The sequence below is a fragment of the Erwinia typographi genome (genome assembly GCF_000773975.1).
In the GTDB taxonomy this organism is placed as follows: Bacteria; Pseudomonadota; Gammaproteobacteria; order Enterobacterales; family Enterobacteriaceae; genus Erwinia; species Erwinia typographi.
Genome location: NZ_JRUQ01000006.1, coordinates 68,846 through 90,309 on the forward strand (window position 1 = coordinate 68,846; position 21,464 = coordinate 90,309).

The following is a 21,464-nucleotide window of genomic DNA, read 5'->3' on the forward strand; positions in this document are numbered from 1 at the left end:
GAAAGGCCGTCAGAGACGGCCTTATAAAGAGTGCGGGGATTGTAGAATCTCAGGCGGGCAATGTAAATTGCGCTAGATCAAGCGGCAGACATCTGCCTCCCAGCGATAGCCCATACCGTAAACCGCGCGGATGAACGGCTGGTCCGAATCGAGCAGCTCAAGCTTGCGGCGCAGGTTTTTGATGTGGCTGTCGATGGTACGGTCAGTCACCACGCGGTAATCATCATAAAGATGGTTGAGCAGCATCTCGCGGGAAAAGACCTTGCCTGGTTCCTGGGCCAGCGTCTTCAGCAGACGAAACTCTGCCGGGGTCAGATCCAGCGGGCCATCATTCCAGCTGGCCTGAAAGCGGCTTTCGTCAATCAGCAGCAGTGAGGCTTTTTGCGCCTCCTCCGGCGAACGATGACAGCGCTTGAGGATAGTTTTTACCCTTGCGACCACCTCTCGCGGGCTGAACGGCTTGCAGATATAGTCATCCGCGCCAATTTCCAGCCCCAGCAGGCGATCGATCTCTTCCGTTTTGGCCGTCACCATCACGATCGGCAGCTCGGAGAAGCGGCGGATTTCGCGGCACAGCGTCAGGCCATCCCTACCTGGCAGCATCAGATCCAGCAGGATCAAATCCGGCGGCGTCTGTTTTACCCATTCCAGCACTTCATCCCCACGCAGAAGATGATGGGTACGGTAGCTGGCGGCCTGCAGATAATCCACCATCAGTTGGCCAAGTTTGGGCTCGTCTTCAACCACCAGAATTAGCGGGGTAAGCGTTTCCTGTTCCATTACACTCATCTGCTTAACAAGAGGCGACAGACCTCTTTAGTTAGTCTTGCAGGGTAAGTGTACCGTAATTTTCAGCCCCCCGGCATCGGAGTGATCCGCAATAATGCTCCCGTCGTGAGCTTCCACAATGTTCTGGCAGATAGCCAGGCCAAGCCCGGAGCCGCCGCTGGCGCGATTGCGCGAGCTTTCCGCCCGATAGAATCGCTCAAAAATTCGCTGGCGCTGTTCGTCGGTGATGCCGGGACCGCTATCGTCGAAGTGGATAATCTGCTGGCCGGGCTGCGATACCAGCGTCACCGTCAGGCCGCCGCCCGCGTCGGTGTAGCGCAGGCTGTTCTCCATCAGATTGGTAAAAAGCTGCATCAGGCGATCGGGGTCGCCAAACAGCGGTGCCTGCTCCGGCAGACGCAGAACCAGCGAGAGTTGACGACTCTGATAGCGTCCTTTGAAATTGCTGGCGACCAGCTCCAACAGCGACACCAGATCCGTGTTGCTTTTGCGGTAGGCGAGGGCACCCTCGTCAGAAAGCGAGAGCTGGTGGACGTCATCAACCAGTTTGGTCAGCGTGCTGACCTCCCCCTGAAGCGAAACGATCGACTCCGGGGTCAGCTTGCGTACGCCGTCCTGAATAGCTTCCAGCTCGCCGCGCAGGATAGCCAGCGGCGTGCGCAGCTCGTGCGAGATATCCGCCATAAAGGCCCGGCGCATACTCTCGTTCTTCTCCAGCGTGCTGGCGAGACGGTTAAAGTCCTGCGCCAGGCGGCCCAGCTCATCGCGGCTGTTGGCCTGCACGCGGCTGGTGAAATCCCCGGCGGCAAGATGGTGAGTGCCCTCTACCAGTCGTTTGACCGGCGCCAGCAGTCCCCGCGACATCAGCCAGGTGACCAGCGCGGCCAGCAGCATGGTCAGGCCGACGATAATCCAACTGGTGCGCTTCTGCTGCTGATCGAAGTTAATATCCGCGCTGCGGGTCAGGCGTTCAGGCGGCGAGCCGATCACCCAGCCGACGATACGGCCGTCGCTGGTAGTAATATTGCGTCGCGACCCTTCCGGCGGCACCGGCCCTCGTGGGCCAATCATTACGTGGTACTGCTGATCGATAATCCAGAACTGCGTGCGCCAGCCGTGCGGAGGCAGCTGCGAGCTGGAGTCCGGGTTCTGCTCCAGCGAGTGCAGGATCTGGAATACCAGCCGGTTATTGTTGCGTAGAAAGTTCCAGTTGCCGTGCTGCTCGTACTGATCGGACAGCGCGTCGCTGAGCAGCACCAGCCGCTGCTCGTTGCCCTTTTTGATGTAGTCGATAAAGCCGTGTTCGAAGCTGAGCCGCACCCCCCAGTGCATGGTGATCAGCACCAGCATACAGGTAGAGAAAATCGCCGCGAACAGCTTGGCGGTGATGCCAATACGCATTTTTGCAAACATCAGGACTTCCTCTTGCGGCTCAATACCACGTTTTTACTGACGTCCAGCGGCACCCGCCAGAACACCAGCGCGGGCAGGATGATAACCAACGCCATGCACAGCCAGGTATAGATAAAGGCCTGATGCACCTCCGGGCTACCGGCCAGCGCGTGATGGCCGAAGGTCCCCAGCAGCAGGCCCGCCACGGTTACGCCGACGCTCATCGATAGCTGCATAATCATTGATAGCAGGCTGTTGCCGCTGCTGGCCAGCTCGTCCGGCAGCTCTTTCAGCGTCAGGGTATTCATTGAGGAGAAACGAATGGCGTTGACCATTCCCTGCAGGAACAGCACCACCGGCAGCAGGTAGTCCCAGCCCATCAGCGCCACGGCAGGGAACAGCAACACCACCAGCGCGAGGCCGATCGTGGCTCCCACCAGCACGTTGCGATAGCCGAAGCGGTTGACGATTTGCACCACGATCCGCTTCATGCCCATATTGCCCAGCACCATCGGGATCATCATCAGTCCGGCGTGGAACGGCGTGTAGCCCATTCCCACCTGCAAAAAAATCGGCGTCATAAACGGCAGCATACCGCTGCCGATGCGGCCGGTGAAGCTGCCCAGCAGCCCAATGGCGTAGATGCGATTATCAAACAGCTTCAGGCTGAACAACGCGCGGTCGTTGCCCCTGGCGTGCAGCAGATAGAACAGTAATGAGAAGACGCCAACCAGGATAAACAGGCAAAGCAGCAGCGGTGAAATGCCCAGCCCACGCTGCCCATCAAGCGCCAGCGTCAGCGTCGCCATGCCTGCCGCCAGCAGCAGAAATCCGATAAAGTCGAAGCGTCGCGGCGGCAGGCTCAGATTCGGCATCAGCATCAGCGTGGCGATGGCGCCAATCACGCCGACCGGGATATTAATCAGGAAGATCCAGTGCCAGCTGGCGTACTGCACCAGCACGCCGCCGAGCGCCGGGCCAAGCAGCGGGCCAACCTGGCCCGGCAGCGTGACGAAGGTCATCGCTGCCATATACTGCTCGCGCGGCACCAGCTTCATCACCGTCAGCCGACCCACTGGCACCATCATCGCTCCGCCGATCCCCTGCATCACGCGGGCGATAATCAGCTGATCCAGCGAGGTCGCCATCGAGCAGAACAGCGATCCAAAGCTGAACAGAACTATCGCGCTGAAGAACACATTTCTCACCCCGAAGCGGTCGGCCAGCCAGCCGCTGACCGGCAGCATCACCGCCACGGTCAGCACGTAGGAGACGATCACCGAGTGCATATTCAGCGGGTTCTCGTTCAGGCTGCTCGCCATTGAGGGCAGCGCCGTGTTGACGATGGTGGTATCCAGCGACTGCATAAAGAAGCCAAAGGCAACGATCCACAGCTGCCAGCGCACGGTTGAGGGAAGCGTATTCATGAACGGACCAGTTCCTGACGGGGCCTGCGGCGAAGTTTATCCATATACAGATAAACTACCGGCGTGGTGTAAAGCGTTAACAGCTGGCTCATCACCAGCCCGCCCACAATGGTGATCCCCAGCGGCTGGCGCAGCTCTGCGCCATCGCCGGAGGTTAGGACCAGCGGCAGCGCCCCCAGCAGCGCCGCCAGCGTGGTCATCATAATCGGCCGGAAGCGCAGCAGGCTGGCCTGGAAAATCGCCTCGCGCGCGCTCAGGCTGCCGTTACGCTGTACGTCCAGCGCGAAGTCCACCATCATAATGGCGTTTTTCTTGACGATGCCGATCAGCAACAGAATGCCAATCAGCGCGATCAGGCTGAATGGGGCGCTAAATAGCTCCAGCGCCAGCAGCGCGCCGACGCCTGCGGAGGGCAGGGTGGAAAGAATCGTCAGCGGATGGACATAGCTCTCGTAGAGTATTCCCAGCACGATATACACCGTGGCAATAGCGGCCAGAATCAGCCACAGCTGGTTGCTTTGACTCTGCTGGAAGGCCTGGGCGGTGCCCGCAAAGCTGCCGCGCACGCCAGACGGCACTCCCAGTTGGGTCATGCTGCGGTCGATGGCCTCCGAAGCCTGCGACAGCGACACCCCTTCCGGCAGGTTAAAGGAAATGGTCGATGCGGCGGACAGGCCCTGATGGTTAACCGACAGCGGGGCGTTAGCCGGTAGCCACTTAGCAAAATAAGAGAGCGGAATGGCTTTGCCGTCGCTGTTTATCACGTACATCAGATCCAGCGAGCTGGGGGCCTGGGTGTAGCGCGGATCGACTTCCATCACCACCTTGTACTGGTTAAGCGGCTGGTAAATCGTGGAGATTTGGCGCTGGCCGAAGGCATTATTCAGCAGATTATTCACCGCCGAGACGTCAATGCCCAGCCGGGCCATACTTTCACGATCGTAGGTCAGCGCCATTTCAGACCCCTGATCCTGCTGATCGGAGTTAACGTCCGCCAGCTCCGGCAGCGCAGAAAACGCCTGGCGGATTTTCGGCTCCCAGCTGCGCAGATCGTCCAGATTGTCCGACAGCAGCGAGTACTGATAGCCCGCGTTCGATTCACGGCCGCCGACCCTGAGATCCTGAACCGCCGACAGATAGAGGTTGGCGCCGGGTTCTTTCGCCAGCCGGGCGCGCAGTCGGGCGATCACCTCCTGAGCGGTTTCGCTGCGTTCGCTTAGCGGCTTCAGGGCGATAAACATCAAACCGCTGTTGGTGCGTGAGCCACCCGTGAAGCCCACTACGTTGTCGACGGTCGGGTCGTCGCGCACGGTTTTCATAAAGTCCTCCAGCTTGCCGCGCATCGCCTGGAACGAAATGCTCTGGTCAGCCTGAATAAAGCCCATCAGCCGGCCGGTGTCCTGTTCGGGCATAAAGGTTTTCGGGATGGAGATGTAGAGATAAATAGTCAGGCCGATGGTGGCGAGAAACACCAGCAGCGTCCAGCGCGAATGGTTCAGCACCCAGTTGAGCGAGCGGCCGTAACCCTGCTGGAGGGCGATCAGCATTCTGCCAAAGCCGCGCAGGCGTGGCTGTTCACGCCGGGGATGGGCGCGCAGAAGCCTGGCGCACATCATCGGCGTCAGCGTGACGGAAATGACCAGCGAGATGGCTATGGAAACCGACAGCGTGACGGCGAACTCCTTAAAGAAGCGGCCAATCAACCCGCCCAGCATCAGCAGCGGCAGGAAAACCGCGATTAGCGACAGGCTCATTGAGAGCACGGTGAAGCCGACTTCCTTCACCCCCTGTAAGGCGGCCTGAAGAGGCTTCATGCCAGCTTCGACGTGGCGCGAGATGTTCTCCAGCACCACAATAGCGTCATCCACCACAAAGCCGGTGGCGACGGTCAGCGCCATCAGCGACAGGTTGTTAAGGCTGAAGCCGCAAAGGTACATCGCGGCAAAGGTGCCAATCAGCGAAACCGGCACCGCTACGGCAGGGATCAGCGTGGCGCGGCCCGAGCGCAGGAAGGCAAACACCACCAGGATCACCAACCCGACCGAGATCGCCAGCGACTGCTCCACTTCGTCCAGCGAGGCGCGAATGGTTGGCGAGCGATCCTGCGATACGTCCAGATGAATCGAGGCCGGGATGATGGTGTTCAACTCCGGCACTTTGGCGCGGATACGGTCTACGGTATCAATGATATTGGCTTCGGGAAGCTTGCGGATCAGGATCAGGATCGCTGGTTTAGCATTTGCCATCCCGGCATTGCGCACGTCCTGCACCGAGTCGCTGACGCTGGCGACGTCGCGCAGGCGAACCGCAGCGCCGGCATTGTAATGCACCACCAGCGGCTGGTAGTCCGCCGCCTTTTGCAGCTCGTCATTGGTTTTCAGCTGCCAGCGCTGATGGCGATCCTCAATCGCGCCCTGCGGTCGCCGCTGGTTGGCGTTGGCGATAGTTTCCCGTACGGCATCCAGCGACACGCCCTGATTAAACAGCGCCTGCGGGTTAAGCTCTACCCTGACCGCAGGCAGCGAACTGCCGCCGATAGTCACGTCGCCCACGCCGTCAATCTGCGACAGCTTTTGCGCCAGCTGGGTAGACGCGTAGTCATACAGCTGGCCCTGCGAATAGGTATCCGAGGTCAGCGTCATAATCATGATCGGCGCGTCCGACGGGTTTGCCTTTCGGTAGGTTGGGCGGCTGGGCATACCGGTCGGCAACAGGCTTTGCGCAGCGTTAATGGCGCCCTGCACATCGCGTGCCGCGCCGTTGATGTCCCGGTCATAATCAAAAACCAGGATAATACGCGTGCTGCCCAATGAGCTGGTCGAGGTCATTTCGCTGACTCCGGCAATGCGCCCCAGCGAACGCTCCAGCGGCGTGGCGACGGAGGAAGCCATTGTTTCCGGCGCCGCGCCGGGAAGCGTAGCGGAAATCACGATGACCGGAAAATCCACCTGGGGCAGGGGAGAGACCGGAAGCAGCCGGAAGCCCAGCACGCCCGCCAGCAGGATGGCGAACGTCAGCAGGATCGTCGCGACCGGCCGGTGGATAAAGAGCGCAAAAAACTTCACTACGCCTCCTCCGGCTTAAAGCGGCGGCGGGTGGCGTGGGCCAGCCGGTCAAACAGCAGGTAGATCACCGGCGTGGTGAACAGCGTCAGCACCTGGCTGACCACCAGCCCTCCTACCATCGCCACGCCCAGCGGCCGCCGCAGCTCGGCCCCTACGCCGGTGCTGAGCATCAGCGGCAGCGCCCCCAGCAGCGCGGCCAGGGTGGTCATCAAAATCGGCCTGAAGCGCAGCAGGCAGGCCTGATAGATCGCCTCATAAGGCGCCATGCCCTGCTCGCGTTCGGCAGCCAGCGCGAAGTCAATCATCATGATGGCGTTTTTCTTCACGATGCCGATCAGCAGAATGATGCCGATAATGGCAATCACGTCCAGCTCGTTGCCGCTGATCATCAGCGCCAGCAGCGCGCCGACGCCTGCGGTGGGCAGGGTAGACAGAATGGTGATCGGATGGATGAAGCTCTCATACAGCACGCCAAGCACGATATACATCGCCACAATGGCGGCGACGATCAGCCAGACGGTGCTGGATAGCGCGGCCTGAAACGCCAGCGTGCTGCCCTGGAACTGGGTCATAATCTCCGGCGGCATCGCCAGATCCTGCTCTGCTGTGCTGATGGCGTTGACCGCCTGCTCCAGCGAGTAGCCGTCGCTGACGTTGAACGAGAACGTCGTGGAAGGGAACTGGTCGAGGTGGTTAATGCTCATCGCGCCGTGGCGTTGCTCAATGGTGGCGATGGCGCTCAGCGGCACGATGCCGCCTTCGCTGCTGTTCAGACGAATGCCGTCCAGCGAGGCCAGGCCCGGCGTGGCCGAGGTATCATGCTCAAGCACCACGCGATATTGATTGGCCTGGGTGTAAATCGTGGAGATCAGGCGCTGACCAAAGGCGTTGTACAGCGCGTTATCCACGTCCGCCATGGTAATGCCGAGGCGGCTGGCATTGTCGCGATCCACCTTGATATAGGCTTCCAGTCCCTGATCCTGCCAGTCGCTACTGACATCCTTCAGTTGCGGCAGCGTGGCCAGCTGCGCCATCAGCTTCGGCACCCACAGGCTTAGCGACTCCAGCGAGCCGGCCTGAAGCGTGAACTGATACTGCGTGCGGCTGACCGTGGTATCAATCGTCAAATCCTGCACCGGCTGGAGGTAAAGGTTAACCCCCGGCAGCCTGGCTACCTCGTTTTGCAGGCGATCGATCACCGCCGGAATGCGATCGTCACGCTCGTCGAGCGGCTTAAGATTGATTTGCAGCCGCCCGCTGTTCAGCGCCGGGTTAGTGCCGTCAACGCCGACAAACGAGGTCAGACTTTGCACCGCCGGGTCTTTCATAATGATCGAGGCGACCTGCTGCTGACGCTGCGCCATACTGGCGTAAGAGACGGACTGCGGCGCCTGGAGCGTGCCCTGAATAATGCCGTTATCCTGCACCGGAAAGAAGCCTTTGGGAATGACGATCCACAGCAGCACGGTGATCGCCAGCGTGCCCAGCGCCACCCCCAGCGTCAGCCAGGGATGGTTGAGCACCCGCCGTAAAAAGCGGCCATAGCCAGCAATAATTCGATCGAACAGGGCCTCGCTGGCGCGGGAAAAGCGGTTCTGCTTACGCAACGATTCCACGCTGAGCATTCGCGCGCACATCATCGGCGTCAGCGTCAGTGACACCACGGCTGAAATCAGAATGGAGACGGCCAGCGTGACGGCAAATTCCCGGAACAGGCGGCCAACGATATCCCCCATAAACAGCAGCGGGATCAGCACCGCAATCAGCGAGAAGGTGAGGGAGATAATGGTGAATCCAATCTCTCCGGCTCCTTTAAGCGCGGCGGCCAGCGGCTTTTCGCCTTTTTCGATATAGCGAGTGATGTTCTCGATCACCACGATGGCGTCATCCACCACGAAGCCGGTGGCGATGGTCAGGGCCATCAGCGTCAGGTTGTTGATCGAAAAGCCAAGAAAGTAGATCACCGCAAAGGTGCCGACCAGCGAAAGAGGAACGGCTACCGCAGGGATAATCGTGGCCGGAACGTTGCGCAGAAACAGATAGATGATCATCACCACCAGCGCGATAGCCAGCATCAGCTCGAACTGCACGTCATGCACAGAAGCGCGGATGTTGGTGGTGCGGTCGGTCAGGACCTTGACCTCAACGGATTTCGGCAAAGAGGCGGTGAGCGCTGGCAGCATCTGGCGGATGCTGTCGGCGGTAGTGATAATGTTTGCGCCGGGCTGGCGCTGGATATTCAGCACGATCGCCGGCTGGCGGTTAGCCCAGGCGCCGAGCCAGCTGTTTTCCGCACCTTGCTCAACGGTCGCCACGTCGCGCAGCCGCACCGGTGAACCGTTCTGGTAAGCCACAATCAGCTGGCGATAGTCCTCGGCTGACTTCATCTGGTCGTTGGCGGAAAGGGTAATTGAACGCTCCGGGCCGTCCAGGCTGCCTTTGGCGGAGTTGACGTTAGCATTGCTGATAGCGGTACGGACGGTTTCGCTGTCCAGATTCAATGCCGCCAGCGCCTGAGCATTGAGTTTTACCCTGACCGCAGGCCGCTGCCCGCCCGCCAGCGTCACAAGACCCACGCCGGAAACCTGAGAGATTTTCTGCGCGACCCTGGTTTCCACCATATCTTCCACCTGCGTCATCGGCATACTGGTGGTGGTGACCGCGAGGGTCATAATGGGCGGGTCGGCCGGGTTGACCTTACTGTAAACCGGCGGGTTCGGCAGATCGGAAGGCAGCAGGTTGGTTGCGGCATTGATCGCCGCCTGCACTTCCTGCTCGGCGACGTCCAGCGGTAAGGTTAGCTGGAATTGCAGGGTAACGACCGACGCGCCGCCGGAGCTTTGCGACGACATCTGCTTTAAGCCCGACATCTGGCCGAACTGGCGCTCAAGCGGCGCGGTAATGGAGGAGGTCACCACGTCCGGGCTGGCGCCGGGATAGAGCGTCACCACCTGTATCGTTGGGTAGTCCACTTCCGGCAGCGCCGAGACGGGTAGCGAGCGATAGCCCAGGATACCCGCCAGCAGAATAGCGACCATCATCAGCGTGGTCGCAACCGGACGAAGAATGAACTGGCGGGACGGGCCGCCGCTGGCGTTAGGAGGCATGACCTGCATCAGGAGCTGGCTCCTTTCGAAGGCAGCGCGCTTTTACCTGAAGTCAGCGGCGTGGCCTGCGGTGCAACGACCTCCACTTTAGCGCCCTCGGTCAGGCGATCGATGCCGTCGGTGACAACCCGCTCACCGGCATCCAGCCCGGCCGTCACCACCACCTTCTGGCTATCCTGCAATCCGGTGGTGATCAGTTTCTTGCTGACTTTATTTTCTGCGTTGACCACCCAGACAAAGTTCCCTTCATTGCCCATTTGCAGCGCCGCCGACGGGATCACAATCGCGTCCTGCAAGGTGCTGACCTTCAGGCGGGCATTAACAAACTGGTTGGGGAACAGCATATCGTCCTGATTGCTAAAGCGGGCCTTCAGCTTTACGGTGCCGGTAGTCGCGTCAATCTGGTTATCCATGCTGAGCAGCGTGCCGCTGGTCAGCAGAGTTTTATTGCTGCGATCCCAGGCTTCTACCGGGATCGGCTGTCCGCTTTTTTGTGCGGTGAGCAGGGTGCTGATGGCGTTTTCCGGCAGGCTGAACACCAGGTCGATCGGGTGCGTCTGGGTAATCACCACGATGCCGCTAGTGTCTCCGCTGGTAACGTAATTCCCCACGTCAACCTGCTTCAGCCCGACGCGGCCGGAAATGGGGGACGTCACGCGGCTGTAGGTCAGATTGAGCTGCGCGCTCGCCACGCTGCCCTCATCGGCTTTCAGGGTGCCCAGCGTTTCGTTCACCAGCGAACGCTGGGTATCCATTTCCTGCTGCGAGACGAGGTTGGTTTTAGCCAGCTTCTCGTAGCGGGCCAGATCGCGGCGGGCATTCGCCAGCGTAGCCTGATCTTTTGCCAGCTGTCCCTGAGCCTGGGTTAACGCCACCTGGTAAGGACGGGGATCGATCTCTGCAATCAGCTGTCCGGCCTTCACCTCCTGTCCTTCGGTAAAGTGCAGGGCGACCAGATCGCCGTCAACCCGGCTGCGCAGGGTGACGGTATTGGCCGCCGTCACCGTGCCCAGACCGGAGAGATATTGCGGTACGCTTTGCCGCAGCGCTTCCGCTGCCTGAACAGGCGCCAGCGCGCCCGCGCTGCCGCGGCGCCCACCGCCTTTACCTCCTCCGTTCCTGTGATGCCCGGCGTCGGCCGTTTTCTCCGCTGTGGTACCGCTGTGGCTGCTGTGCCACCAGTACCAACCGCCTGCGGCAATTGCGGCAATAATCAGGACGGGCAAGATTTTTAAGGAACGGCGCTGGGCTTTCATCTTGTTGTTAGCTCTCCGGTAGCAAAAATGTATCCACAAGGGCCAAAAAGAAGGCCCATAATTTTCCTATTTTAGCGAATTTATCAACCGCAAAAGTGAAGGAATTAAGGATAACCGTTCAACTGATGTAAGTATTCCTGTCGTGCACATCTTTTGCCACAAATCAGCGAAGCGCGGGCGAAGATGTTTGCTACGCTAGAAGTCACGCGAGAAACAATTCATATTCAGGAGAGTCATGATGAGTCAATCAGAGCACCGTTCGCTAGGCCGCACCGGTATTCAGGTTCCCACGCTGACCTTTGGCGGCAACGTGTTTGGCTGGACCGTAGACCAGAAAACCTCGTTCTCCCTGCTGGATGCGCTGGTGGAAAAGGGGCTGTATTTCATTGATACCGCTGATGTGTATTCACGCTGGGCACCGGGAAACGCAGGCGGCGAATCCGAAACGATCATCGGCAACTGGCTGAAACAGAGCGGCAAACGCGACAAAATTGTGCTGGCTACCAAGGTGGGCATTGAGATGGGGCCAGGCAAAACCGGGCTGTCGCCGAAGTATATTCGCCAGGCGATTGAAGACTCGCTGCGCCGTCTGCAAACGGAAACCATCGACCTTTACCAGGCCCATCGCGATGACGCTGATACGCCGCTTAATGAAACGCTGGCGACCTTTGACGCGCTGATTAAAGAAGGCAAGGTGCGTGCGATTGGCGCTTCTAACTATTCGGCAGAACGCCTTAGCGAAGCGCTGAAAATCAGTGAAGAGCAGGGGCTGGCCCGCTATGAAACGCTGCAGCCGGAATATAACCTCTACGATCGCGAAGAGTATGAAAGCGGACTGGAAGAGGTTGCGCAGAAAAACGGTCTGGCGGTCATTAACTATTATTCTCTTGCCAGCGGTTTCCTCAGCGGCAAGTACCGTAAGCCGGAAGATGCCAGCAAAAGTAAGCGCGGCGACGGCGTGGTAGAGAAATATCTCAACGAACGCGGGCTGCGTATTCTTCGGGCGTTGGATCAGGTTGCCGAGTCAACGCGCGCCACGCCAACGCAGGTTGCGCTGGCCTGGCAGATTGCCCGGAAAAGCATCACCGCGCCGATCGTCAGCGTAACGTCGCTGGCGCAGCTTGATGAACTGACCAAAGCGGCCTCGTTAAAATTGAGCGATGCGGACATTCGCGAGCTTTCTGAAGCCAGCAGCTACTGAATGGCGCTCCCTGCGCCGCCTTCAGGGAGGCGCAGGGAGATCGTTGGTAAAGCTACTGGCAGGCTGCCGGTTTGCCGTTAGCGGAACAGGACCTGCGCCCAGCGCGCCAGCCCAGCGGTAACGGAGCCAAAATCATCACCGCTGGCGAGAGGGATATCAGGCAACTGCTGCTGCAACGCCTGGCGCAGAATCGGTGAACGCGCGCTGCCGCCGGTCAGATAGATCACTTCCGGGCGGGTGCCGCTGGCATCCAGCGCCAGGCTAACCTGCTGCTGAATCCGTTCTAACGGCTGAGCAATCGCCGCCTCTAACCCTGCCACGTTGATATCGGTATCCAGCGCCTGTTCAATAAAATGCAGAGCGGTAGTGACGGTAGCCTGTTCAGAGAGCGCGATTTTGCTCTCTTCTGCCGCTCGTACCAGACGGTAGCCCAGACGCTGTTGCCACACCTTCAGCAGGCGTTTCACCTTTTCCGGCTCCTGCGCATCACGGATCAGCTCCAGCAGCAATTTTCTGCTGGCGGCGGCATAAAAATCGCTCTGCGCCGGGACATCGTTGATGGCGACGGCATTCCACCACGGCAGCGCGGGCAGGGCGATCCCTTTCTCCGTTGCCCCTCCCAATCCCAGCAGCGGCATCAGCTCCTTAAAGGCCAGCATAATGTCGAGATCGTTGCCGCCCACGCGGCAGCCGCTGTGGCCTAACAGGCTGTCGTTGCGATCGGCTTTATCGTGCCACTTTGGCCCCATCAGCAGCATTGAACAGTCGGTGGTTCCGCCGCCAATATCCACGACCAGCACGCGCGTTTCCGTCGTCAGGGTCGCTTCAAAATCCAACCCGGCAGCCACCGGCTCAAACTGAAACGCCACGTCCTTAAAACCGGCCCGGCTGGCCGCGCGGGCAAGAATCCCCTGTGCCTGCCGGTTTGCTTCTTCGCCGCCAAGTCCCTGGAAGTTGATCGGACGCCCGATCACCGCCTGGGTCACGCTGTCATTCAGATGGCGCTCCGTCTTCAGGCGGATATGCAGCATCATCGCGCAGACCAAATCCTCGAAAAAGGCCACCTGCTGCGGTTTCAGGCCGCTGGCGCCAAGAAAGGATTTAGGCGATTTCACAAACCAGACGTCTTCAGGATCGGCCATATACTGCGCAAGGGAAGCCAGACCAAACTGGACGCTGGCCGCCGTCACTTCAATATCTTCTTCGCGATTGAACGCCAGCGCGCGGCGCAGGACGGCCTGATTTTCAGCCTCAGGCGTCGGGATCTGATGATGGCGGAACAGCCACTCGCTGACCGCATCACGGGTGGGCGCGCTAAGCATCGAGGGTAATAAGGTGGAGCCTTGCTCCAGTGGCAGCAGTGTCGGCGCGCCTTCATTCATCACGGCGACCGAACAGTTGGCTGTCCCGTAATCAAACCCTATAAACATTTATCCCCCTCAGCTGGAAAAAAGGGGGCGACTTTAGCCCAGGCCTGGGTGGAGAGCAAGGACCCGAGACTATTTAATCGTAAAGTAGCTGTTGATCAGAAGCTCGCTCAGCGGCTCACGGGGAGAAATTGCGCCGCCCCAGACGCCATCCACGCCAATGTTCGACAGGGTGCTCAAGGTTACCGCCTGCTCAACCGGACCGGCAATGGTGGCAATAGCCATGCGCTGCGCGTGTCCATGAAGGATGGAGACCATCATTTCATCCATCAGGTTACAGTGCACGTTAGCAATCAGTTCCTGGCTGAGGATCAGGTAGTCAATGATATCGCCCGGCAGATGATACATAGCGTCCAGATTGCGGCCAAAATCACAGAGCACAATTTTGCAGCCGCGCTCGCGCAGGCGTTCCACATTGCGGCGAATCTGCTCATCCGCATCGATCAGCGCGTCGGCATGAAGTAAAAAGTGCAGAAGATCGCCAGGCATGGCAAAGCGCGTTATTTGCGCCAGCATCTCGCTAATGAACGTATCGTTACGCAATCCTTGAGTGGACAGGGGCAGGGCGAGCGTCAACGCTTTGCTGAGCACCCCCTGGGCGTAGTTCTGGAAGAATTCGGCAATCAGCTTACGGTCCAGCGCGACAATCAGGTCTTCATCTATCAGCCCTGCGCGGAAGGTACGCTCATCAATTTCCTGACCTTCCGGAGTGAATAGCTGCATTTCCGTCAGATAAAAGCTGACCGACTGCGGCTTGCGCGGAGGGCTGACGGCGGAAACCAGCAGTCGCATTGGCTGCTGGGTAATAATCTGCTCATTATCCCGACGGGTGAGCGTGGGTTTTAGCGTGCGCAACAGCTGGGCATCATAGACCGCAAGCTGACCGCGACCGCTGTGCTTGGCGTTATAGCAGGCCAGATCGGCCTGCGCCATCACGTCGCTGAGGCTGGCATTCTCCCTGGTCAGCTGAGTGATCCCGGCGCTGGCGCCGACGCGATGCATCCGCCCCTCCCAAAGGAAGCGATAGTCATTGACGGCCGCCACGAGACGACCAATAACGTCGCGCGCGTTGTCCGGCGGGCAGTCGTGCAGCAGGATGCCAAACTCATCGCCACCCAGCCGGGCGAGGAAATCGCTGCTGCGCAGGTGGTGCTGCATCAGCCCGGAAATTTCCCTCAGCAGGGCATCGCCAGCCGCATGGCCTGCGGTGTCGTTAACCGCCTTAAAGCGATCCAGATCGACAAAGACCAGCGCATGTTCTTTCTGCTGCTCGACCGCCGAAAGCAGCAGCGTTTTGAGCTTCTGCTCAAAGCTGACGCGGTTTGGCAGGCTGGTCAGCATATCGTGCGAGGCGCTGTAGCTCAGGCGCCGCATCATTTCCCGCGATTCGCTGACGTCCTGAATCACGATCACGCTGCCAATATGGTCACCCTTCAGCGTCTTCAGCGGCGTGATGCTGTAATGGATATCGTACTGGCTGCCCGCGCTGTTATGCAGCACCAGATCCTGCTCCAGCTCTGGCCTGGACCTGGTCTCAGGGATTTCACAGACCAGCAGGCTTTCCAGCTTCGGCCCATTTCTACCGTGAGTGATGCGCAGAATCGTGTTCAGCGGCTGGCCTCCGGCGTTTTCCTGCGACCAGCCGGTCATGCTTTCCGCCACCGGGTTCATAAAGGTCACGCGCATCTCTTCATCGGTACTGATCACCGCTTCGCCGATAGCGTCAAGCGTGATGTGCATCCGCTCCTTTTCCTGATAGAGCGCATCCGTCAGCGCGCGAACGGGCGTCACGTCCTGATTGATGCCCAACATGCGCTCGACGTCGCCGTTTTTATCCAGCACCATGTTGGCCTGGCTGCGGATGTGGCGAATGCCCAGGTCGGTATCAATGCGAAACTCGATATCAATCGGAGAAGAGGTTTTTACCGCATGATCAAACGCGTCAATCGCCGCCTGCCGGTCTGCCGCCAGCAGGCTGTTCGCCCAGGTCAGATAGGTCGCCTTACCGCTTTCCGGCAGACCGTAGATCTGGAACATCCGCTTGTCCCAGCTCATTTTTCCGGTAGTCAGGCTCCACTCCCAGACGCCAATGCCGCCCGCCTCGTTCGCCAGGGTGATGCGCTGCATCAGGCGTTTATTGACCTCTTCGGTTTTTTTCAGCTCGGTAATGTCTTCAATCTGGGAGATAAAGTAGAGCGGCAGCTGCTCGCTGTCGCGCACCAGCGAAACGGCCAGCAGCGTCCAGACAATCTGTCCGTCCTTGCGGAAATAGCGCTTTTCCATGCTGTACGTTTCAATCTCGCCCGCTAACAGCGCGTTGACGAACTCTACATCTGAATGCAGATCGTCTGGATGCGTGAGCTGCTGGAAATCGATTTTCTTCAGCTCTTTTTCCTGATAGCCCAGCAGAGTACAGAGGGATTTATTGGCCTGGAGCAATTTCCTTTCGGGGGAAACCAGCGCCATGCCAATAGAGGAGAATTCCATCGCGTGGCGGAAGCGCGTCTCGCTTTCGGAAATGTGCTTTTTCTCTTCGCGAAAAGAGTGCATCACCAGCACCATCATATGATTGGGGAGCAGGGCCATTAAAAAAGGCAGCCAGGCAGAGTTGGATGCCGGCCACTTGCTGCTATGAATATCAAGCACACCCAGCGCCAGCATCAGCGTCATCATGGTCAGCGTGGCGAAAAACACGACAAAAGCCTCGAAGCGGGGCAGGCGCACGGCGCTATAAAACAGCACCACAATTACGAAGGTGAAGGGCCAGGGCAGATAGCGCAATGAGATGTAGCTTAGCGCCAGGGTGACGACCAGCGTCACCAGCGTTTCAAACAGCGCGTTCTGATGTCGGGCTTTATGAAAATAGTCATTCTTCCACAGCAGACAAACGGGTCCGATCGCCAGCATACCGATCGCTTCGGAAATCACCCAGGTGGAGAAAAAGCGGAAGCTGGCATGGTCGCCTGTTCCCTGTGCCCAGGTTGCCAGCAGGCCGCCAATCAGCGGGGAAAACACGCCGACCGTCACCATCATTTTGCTCCAGCTGAGCAGTGAGTCGAGCGGCGAGTGGCGATCCAGCATGACCCGCAGTAGCGATCCGCCAATGATGGCCTGGAGCAGATTAATGAGCGGAAATTTGACGTTCGCCAGCATCGGACCGATGACCAGTGCGTTGGCCAGCACTATCCCAAGAAAACAGCTCAGCAGAACCCGCGGCAGTGAGGAAAGGGATAACCGGAAGATGAGAATGGTCATCAGCGCCGTAGAGAACCATAACGGTGAGATTTGCCCACTGACCTTAACCAGCTCCAGGCAGAAGAAGGTTAAGACAAAACTCAACCCGCCCAGTAGTAGCGCCTGGGGCCAGCGAAGGGCTGTGCGTTTCACGGATAACAGGGTGTCAGTCGTCATTCATCAGTCCAGCACGGCGCCGGAGTCCCTACTGAACCGGAGGCGCAATCTACGTTACTTGAGCGATGCTAACATAACCGATTATGAATGCTTGTGGTAATTCAAAACAGGGCTGTATTCGGCCGATTGAACGACAGAAATTCGCCCTTTTGTTGATCCCTGCACGGTTACTGGCGCAGTTTCAACAGATCGGCGCGGGTCCAGGCATGATCGATACCGGCGATTTGCATCGAAAGATGCTGGAGGTACTGCTGGGTAGTAGCGTTGCGCCCGTGGCTCAGTAGCACCAGGGGGAGCAGCAGCGCTATGCCGACCTGGCCGGTTGAAAAGCCCTGGAGCGTTGAACGACGCTGGCTGACGAGAAACACACTGCTGAGGGTGAATCCCAGAATCAGTCCGCTGATCACTTCACTGGTTGAGTGGTAATTCAGGACCAGGCGAGATACGCCGACCATCAACGGAATAAGGTAGCCAACGGCTACGGTCACAGCTCGCCAGCCAGGGCTGAGGCGACCGCTAAGCAGCCAGAACATCACCGGCCACAGGGTGGCGGACATGGCGCTGTGGCCGCTAAAACCGGTGAAATTAAAGCGAGCGCTGCCGATGCCGAACCCCATAAAGGCAATTTTAGACAGGCTGACGATGGTGCCAGCGGCACAGAAAGCCAGTGCCCAGTACCAGACGGCACGATGGTCGCTGTTTTTCCAGGTGATCAGGACTGCCATAATCACCGCGGTGGGGATTAACAGCATGCTGTCGCCAAAATAGGTCAATATATGCAAAATGTGCCCGTGCACCTGATTTCCTTCTTGCTGTGTTAAAAGGCCAGTTAAGTTAATCAGCGGCTTTACATGGCTTGCAGAGCTGTTGCCCGCTAAGCCTCTGCCGCCTGGCTAAAAATGTGAGAGTGATCTCATTACCATCAGTTTAACGACCAATGCCATGCGCGCCTAACGGGATAGTCTGAAAAGCAAAACCGCGCTTTTCTCTGGCATCAACCTCCCGAAATCCTTATAATTACGCGCGAAATCGTCCTCTCCTTTGTCTTTGACACCAGTAATCAGGTCTTCAATTTATGACTGACAAGTCGCACCAGTGCGTCATCGTAGGTATTGCCGGCGCATCCGCCTCGGGAAAAAGTCTTATTGCCAGTACGCTCTATCGCGAAGTGCGCGAGCGGGTTGGCGATGAAAATATCGGCGTCATCCCCGAAGATGCGTATTATAAAGACCAGAGCCACCTGACTATGGATGAGCGGGTTAAAACCAACTACGATCACCCCAGCGCGATGGATCATAACCTGCTGCTACAACACTTGCAGAAGTTGAAGGCGGGCGAGGCTATCGAACTCCCGGTATACAGCTACGTTGAGCATACCCGTACTGCGCAAACTGTTCAGCTTAAGCCGAAGAAAGTGATTATTCTTGAAGGCATTCTGCTACTAACCGACGCTCGCCTGCGTCAGGAAATGAATTTCTCCATCTTCGTCGACACGCCGCTGGATATCTGCCTGATGCGCCGCATGAAGCGTGATGTCAACGAGCGCGGGCGCTCTATGGATTCCGTAATGGCGCAGTATCAGAAAACCGTTCGCCCAATGTTCCTGCAGTTCATTGAGCCTTCCAAGCAGTATGCCGACATTATCGTGCCTCGCGGTGGGAAAAACCGTATCGCTATCGATATTCTGAAGGCCAAGATCAACCAATTCTTCGAGTAGCCGCCGGGACCCGGTTATTGATAGCCGGGCAGAGAGGCTGCGCGGGGAGCACAAGGACGTAGCGTTTCCCCAAGCCGTTCAGGCACCACCTTATTCCGAGGGAGTTTTAACCATGAGATTATGCGACCGCGACATTGAAAGCTGGCTGGACAACGGCCAGCTTGAGATTATTCCACGCCCCCCTATCGAGCGCATTAATGGCGCGACGGTCGATGTGCGGCTGGGCAATCAGTTCAGAACCTTCCGCGGCCACACGGCGGCGTTTATCGATCTTAGCGGGCCGAAGGATGAAGTGAGCGCGGCACTCGATCGCGTTATGAGCGATGAGATAGTGCTGCCGGAAGGCGAGGCGTTTTTCCTGCACCCTGGCGAACTGGCGCTGGCGGTGACGTTTGAATCCGTGACGCTGCCGGACAATCTGGTCGGCTGGCTGGACGGGCGATCTTCGCTGGCGCGTCTGGGGCTGATGGTTCACGTCACCGCACACCGCATCGATCCAGGCTGGCAGGGCCGGATTGTGCTCGAGTTCTATAATTCAGGTAAGCTACCTCTGGCATTACGCCCTGGGATGCTGATCGGCGCGCTAAGCTTCGAGCCGCTTTCCGGGCCCGCCGCGCGGCCGTACAACCGCCGTAGCGATGCAAAATATAAAGGGCAGCAGGGCGCGGATGCCAGCCGGATAGACAAAGATTAGGATCATCAGGCCGTCAGCGTATTGCCTGCGAGCATACCTGTCGGGAATAAGGGGAAGGCATGAGACGATTTATTACCACGCTGGCTATTTTGCTGGTGGTAATTGTGGCCGGAATGACAGCACTGGTCTTATTGGTTAATCCCAACGATTTTCGCGGTTATATGGCTCAGCAGGTTGAGCAGCGCAGCGGCTACCGCCTGGCGTTAAGCGGCAATTTGCGCTGGCACGTATGGCCGCAGCTGAGCATCCTCTCCGGCCAGATGACGCTGACCGCACCAGGGGCTAAGCAGCCGGTGGTCAGCGCCAGCAATATGCGTCTTGACGTCAGCCTTCTTCCTTTAATTTCGCATCAGCTTGCGGTCAAAAAAGTGATGCTGAAAGGGGCGATCGTTAATCTGACCCCGGACAGCGCAGCGCAGCGGCCTGCCAATGCCCCCGTTGTCCCTGATGATTCTGTTCCGGTCGATGAGGTGACTAAGGGATGGACGTTCGATATTGCTGAGCTGCGCGTTGCTGACAGCCTGCTGATTTGGCAACAGGGCAACGGCGAACAGCTAAATCTTCGCGATCTTAATCTTCAGCTTTCGCAGGACCGCAAACGCCAGGCCCATATCGAGCTGAGTAGCCGTATCAGCCGCGACCAGCGTGAACTGCTGCTCAATCTTAACAGCGATGTGGACGTCAGCCGCTATCCGCAGCATCTCTCTGCGACGATCAATCAGCTCGACTATCAGCTCACCGGCGCGGATCTGCCGAACGAAGGGCTGAAAGGGCAGATGAAAATGCAGGCCGACTGGAACGCAGGCGCTCAGGCCTTCAACCTTAAAAATCTCTCCCTGACTGCCAATGACAGCCAACTGAGCGGCAGCGCCAGTGGACGGCTCAGCGCCCGCCCGCAGCTGAAGGTGGACCTGCATTCACCCGAGCTGAATATGGACTCGCTGCTGGGCCTTGAGCCTGACAGCGACAACGGGGGGCAGACCGTTCAGGCGCAGCGGCAGGGCCGTGGTCCGGTGATCTCTCAGCCCGCTGAGCATGATAATGCTGATTCACCGCTCAATGCGATGGACGGCAATATTGCGCTGACCATAGATAAGATGCGCTGGCGGGGAATGCATTTCGACCAGGTAAGGATGAACGCCTCCAGTCAGGATGGCCTGCTGACTCTGGCGACGCTGAACGGTAAAGCCGGAGGAGGAGAGTTCTCTTTACCCGGCAGCATTGATGTCCGTACCGCCGAGACAAAGGTAAACCTCCAGCCTGAGCTAAAAAACATTGCCGTGGCGCCGTTACTTAATGCCTTTGATCTGCCTGCATCGTTGAGTGGCGAGCTCTCTCTGTCCGGGGCATTCAGCGGTTATGGCCTGACCGTTCCTTCCTTCAGGCAGCGCTGGAAAGGCACGGCAGCGGTGAGTCTGGACAACGCCCAGTTGGCCGGGCTGAATTTCCCGCGGATGATCCAACGGGCCGTTGAGCGTAACAGCAACCGGGTTCGCGGACCGGCAGAAACCGCCAGCAGCAGCAATTTGCAGCAGATTAAAGGTGAGGCGACGCTGGATAACGGCGTGCTGACCTTCCCGGGGCTGAACGGGCACTCTCCGATGATGGACTACAGCGGCAAAGGGCAGGTAAATCTTGTCAGCCAGCAGGCCGATTTGACCTTTGGCATTAAGGTAACCAACGGCTGGAGCGGCGACGATGAGCTGGTCAGGCGTTTGCAGCAGACGCCGGTGCCGCTGCGCATTTACGGTCCCTGGCTTGGGCTGAACTACTCGCTGCAGGTCGACCAGGTTCTGCGTCAGCAGCTACAGGACGAGGCGAAGAAACGATTACAGCAATGGTCAGATCGCAATCAGGACAGCGACAAGCATAACTCGGTGCAAAAGCTGCTTAAGGATATGTAGAACCGGGTGATAAATTAAAAGGGCTGATGAAAATCAGCCCTTTTTTTGGACGCGAACGTTTGGTTACTGCAGTA

General features: G+C 58.5%; 13 protein-coding genes. 4 read left to right on the top strand and 9 right to left on the bottom strand.

Features of this window, described 5'->3' with window-relative positions:
- Window positions 1-72: 72 nt before the first annotated feature.
- Genes baeR through NG99_RS01360 form a run of 6 tightly spaced genes read right to left on the bottom strand, consistent with a single transcriptional unit; the run spans window position 73 to window position 11,036 of the window.
- A complete protein-coding gene (gene baeR / locus NG99_RS01335) occupies window positions 73-780 on the bottom strand; it encodes an envelope stress response regulator BaeR (protein ID WP_034887584.1) in 708 nt (235 codons plus the stop codon).
- A 36-nt stretch (window positions 781-816) separates the two neighbouring features.
- Window positions 817-2,202, bottom strand: coding sequence for an envelope stress sensor histidine kinase BaeS (gene baeS, locus NG99_RS01340; RefSeq protein WP_034887587.1), 1,386 nt, complete (start codon window positions 2,200-2,202; stop codon window positions 817-819).
- Entirely contained in the window at window positions 2,202-3,608 is a 1,407-nt protein-coding gene (gene mdtD / locus NG99_RS01345; RefSeq protein ID WP_034887589.1) for an MFS transporter, read from the bottom strand. Before mdtD ends, baeS begins: the two co-directional genes overlap by 1 nt.
- A complete protein-coding gene (mdtC, locus tag NG99_RS01350) occupies window positions 3,605-6,673 on the bottom strand; it encodes a multidrug efflux RND transporter permease subunit MdtC (RefSeq protein WP_034887592.1) in 3,069 nt (1,022 codons plus the stop codon). The genes mdtD and mdtC overlap by 4 nt, the downstream gene beginning before the upstream one ends.
- Window positions 6,673-9,789, bottom strand: coding sequence for an MdtB/MuxB family multidrug efflux RND transporter permease subunit (locus NG99_RS01355; RefSeq protein WP_034887594.1), 3,117 nt, complete (start codon window positions 9,787-9,789; stop codon window positions 6,673-6,675). The genes mdtC and NG99_RS01355 overlap by 1 nt, the downstream gene beginning before the upstream one ends.
- Window positions 9,789-11,036, bottom strand: coding sequence for an MdtA/MuxA family multidrug efflux RND transporter periplasmic adaptor subunit (locus NG99_RS01360; protein ID WP_034887597.1), 1,248 nt, complete (start codon window positions 11,034-11,036; stop codon window positions 9,789-9,791). Before NG99_RS01360 ends, NG99_RS01355 begins: the two co-directional genes overlap by 1 nt.
- Before the next feature lie 238 nt (window positions 11,037-11,274).
- On the opposite strand from NG99_RS01360, the gene NG99_RS01365 reads away from it, so the two are divergent.
- Window positions 11,275-12,237, top strand: a complete 963-nt coding sequence (locus NG99_RS01365; RefSeq protein WP_034887599.1) for an aldo/keto reductase — start codon at window positions 11,275-11,277, stop codon at window positions 12,235-12,237.
- A 77-nt stretch (window positions 12,238-12,314) separates the two neighbouring features.
- Here the strand turns inward: NG99_RS01365 and yegD are convergent, their stop codons facing one another.
- From yegD to NG99_RS01380, 3 genes are all read right to left on the bottom strand, one after another.
- Window positions 12,315-13,667 carry a molecular chaperone gene (yegD, locus tag NG99_RS01370; RefSeq protein WP_034887601.1) on the bottom strand — a complete coding sequence of 451 codons (1,353 nt, stop codon included), beginning with the start codon at window positions 13,665-13,667 and terminating at the stop codon, window positions 12,315-12,317.
- 69 nt (window positions 13,668-13,736) lie between these two features.
- The gene (locus NG99_RS01375) at window positions 13,737-17,075 is read right to left on the bottom strand and encodes a diguanylate cyclase (protein ID WP_052130505.1); all 3,339 of its coding nucleotides are present in this window, start codon (window positions 17,073-17,075) and stop codon (window positions 13,737-13,739) included.
- Window positions 17,076-17,242: 167 nt separating this feature from the next.
- On the bottom strand, window positions 17,243-17,827 hold the full coding sequence (locus tag NG99_RS01380) for a phosphatase PAP2 family protein (protein WP_052130513.1): 585 nt from the start codon (window positions 17,825-17,827) through the stop codon (window positions 17,243-17,245).
- Window positions 17,828-18,150: 323 nt separating this feature from the next.
- Here NG99_RS01380 and udk point away from each other — a divergent pair, with 323 nt between their 5' ends.
- The 3 genes from udk (at window position 18,151) to asmA (ending at window position 21,390) form a co-directional block, all read left to right on the top strand.
- A complete protein-coding gene (gene udk, locus NG99_RS01385; RefSeq protein WP_034887604.1) occupies window positions 18,151-18,792 on the top strand; it encodes a uridine kinase in 642 nt (213 codons plus the stop codon).
- A 112-nt stretch (window positions 18,793-18,904) separates the two neighbouring features.
- Window positions 18,905-19,486: a dCTP deaminase gene (gene dcd / locus NG99_RS01390; RefSeq protein ID WP_034887606.1), complete on the top strand. Its 582-nt coding sequence runs from the start codon at window positions 18,905-18,907 to the stop codon at window positions 19,484-19,486.
- A gap of 59 nt (window positions 19,487-19,545) precedes the next feature.
- Window positions 19,546-21,390, top strand: coding sequence for an outer membrane assembly protein AsmA (gene asmA / locus NG99_RS01395; protein WP_034887609.1), 1,845 nt, complete (start codon window positions 19,546-19,548; stop codon window positions 21,388-21,390).
- The last annotated feature ends 74 nt before the right edge of the window (window positions 21,391-21,464 follow it).